Annotated in this window: 2 protein-coding genes; both read left to right on the top strand. The window is 66.9% G+C overall.

What is annotated here, in order from left to right:
* Positions 1-221: 221 nt before the first annotated feature.
* Positions 222-1,238 (top strand): ABC transporter permease, encoded by a 1,017-nt coding sequence (locus tag ACFWX1_RS47055; RefSeq protein ID WP_378396448.1) that lies wholly within the window; start codon positions 222-224, stop codon positions 1,236-1,238.
* The gene (locus ACFWX1_RS47050; protein ID WP_378396447.1) at positions 1,231-2,160 is read left to right on the top strand and encodes an ABC transporter permease; all 930 of its coding nucleotides are present in this window, start codon (positions 1,231-1,233) and stop codon (positions 2,158-2,160) included. The genes ACFWX1_RS47055 and ACFWX1_RS47050 overlap by 8 nt, the downstream gene beginning before the upstream one ends.
* The last annotated feature ends 173 nt before the right edge of the window (positions 2,161-2,333 follow it).

The following is a 2,333-nucleotide window of genomic DNA, read 5'->3' as shown; positions in this document are numbered from 1 at the left end:
GGGGGGGGGGGGTCGCGGGTGTGGGTGAGTATACTCTGTTGGGGGCCGGGGGGGGCGCACGCGCGGCTGTTCTACCGGCGGGGGGGGGGGGGGGCCCGCCCCCCCCGCGGGCCCCCCCCATCCACCGGAAGTAGCTGTTGACCGTAGGGTTACCCCCACTACGGTAGACAACCGGGTAGCGGTCCATGCTTCGCGACCAGGCCCGGATGAGGAGCAGTTCGTTGAACCTGGTGATCTACATTCTTCGCCGCCTGGCGATATCGATTCCCGTCCTGCTGGTCGGGACTTTCCTGTGTTTCGTCATGGTCGCGGGCACCGGCGACCCGCTGGGGGAACTCCGTAGCAACCCGCAGATCAGCAAGGAGGCGCTCGCCGCGACCGCGCACAAGCTCGGTCTCGACCAGGGGATCATCCCCCGGTACTTCACGTGGCTGGGCCACTTCCTCACCGGTGACTGGGGAATCTCGATCGCACAGGGCAACGCGCTCGCGCCGGTCGCGCCCAAGGTGATGGCCGCGTTCGGGGTGACCTTCAAGCTGGTCATCGGTGCCGAGATCCTCGCGCTGGTCGTCGGTGTGGCGGTCGGCGTGCTGGCGGCGGTCAAGCAGTACTCGATCGTCGACTACATCGCCACCACGCTGGCCTTCCTGCTGTTCTCGATGCCGATCTTCTGTATCGCGATCGTGCTGAAGAACTACGCGATCGAGATCAACGGCTGGGTCCGTGACCTCGGCCTGAGCGACATCCTCGGTAATCCGTGGCTCCGCACCGTCAGCCCGGAGAACCTGAAAGCGGACGGAGTCGGCGACTTCATAGCGAGCTATGTCGGCGCTTATCTGCTCCCGACGCTGTCCATCATGGCGATCAGCTTCGCCGCGTACAGCCGGTTCCAGCGGGCGTCGATGCTGGAAGTGCTCAGCGCCGACTATGTCCGCACCGCGCGGGCCAAGGGCCTCTCCGGCTCCCGCGTCATCTTCCGGCACGCCTTCCGGAACGCGCTGATCCCGGTGACCACCTTGTTCTCCGTCAACTTCGGTGCGGTGCTCGCGGGTGCCATCATCACCGAAACGGTGTTCACGTGGCACGGTATGGGCACATTGCTGGTCGAGGCCGTGACCAAGAACGATACTCAGGTGATGATGGGCTGGCTCGTGGTCGTCGCGAGCATGGTGATCGCCGCAAACCTGATCGCCGACCTCGCGTACGGCATCCTGGACCCGAGGATTCGCGTTGGCTGACCTGAACTCTGTGCTCGCGAGCGAAACCGCCGCCGCGGAGGGCACGCTCCCGCCCGAGGCCCTGCCCGAACCCCGGAGCCAGGGCAAGCTGGTCCTGCGGAAGTTCCTGCACCACAAGCTCGCTATGGCCTCGTGCGTGGTGCTCGCCCTGATCGTGCTGACCACGATCGTCATGCCGTTCTTCTGGCCGCACAACTACGAGGACAGCTCGTTCCCCTCGTTCGCGGCGCCGAGTGCGGACTTCCCGCTCGGCACCACGCAGGTCGGCAAGGACATGGTGTCGCAGATCCTGCGCGGCACCATGTACTCGCTGCTCATCGCGCTGACCGTGTCGGTCCTCGCGACGGTGATCGGCGTGGTCTTCGGCGCCATGGCAGGCTACCTGCGCGGATTCACCGACTCCGCGGTTTCCCGGGTGACGGACCTGTTCCTGATCATCCCGCAGATCGCCGCCGCGGCGATTCTGGCGAAGGTGTTCGGCGGCGGTACCTGGTACATCGTCGCGCTGGTGCTGGCGGCGTTCGCCTGGATGCAGATCGCCAGGATCACCCGCGCCGAGGCGATGTCGTTGTCGCAGCGGGAATTCGTGGACGCGGCGAGGGCCTCAGGCGCCGGGACGTTCCGGATCGTCTTCAAGCACCTGGTGCCGAACATGGTCGGCAGCATCACGGTCAACGCGACCCTCGCGGTGGCGCAGGCCGTGCTCGCCGAGGCGGCGCTGTCGTTCATCGGGCTCGGCGTCCAGCTGCCGGACACCTCGCTCGGCCGGGTCATCCTGGAGAACTTCGCGCAGGTGCAGATCCGGCCCGCGCTGTTCTTCGGCCCGTTCGTCGTGCTGGTGCTGATCTCGCTGTCGATCAACTTCATCGGCGACGGCCTGCGGGACGCCTTCGACCCGCGTCAGCGGCGCATGAAGGCCTGAAGCATCTCAGCGAAAAGGCGGGTGGGCTGCGGCCCGCCCGCCTTTTTCGTGCCGTCTCGTTCCACTGTGGTGGTGCGGTGATTTCGCCTACACACCGCTCGGGGAGGTGAACCGCGCGCACACCCCCGTACGGACCACACCCCCCCCCCCCCCACGCCCCGCAGCCCCCTGCG

The sequence above is a fragment of the Amycolatopsis sp. NPDC059021 genome (assembly GCF_042739895.1).
Lineage (GTDB): Bacteria > Actinomycetota > Actinomycetes > Mycobacteriales > Pseudonocardiaceae > Amycolatopsis.
This window is presented reverse-complemented; position numbering and strand designations above follow the sequence as displayed.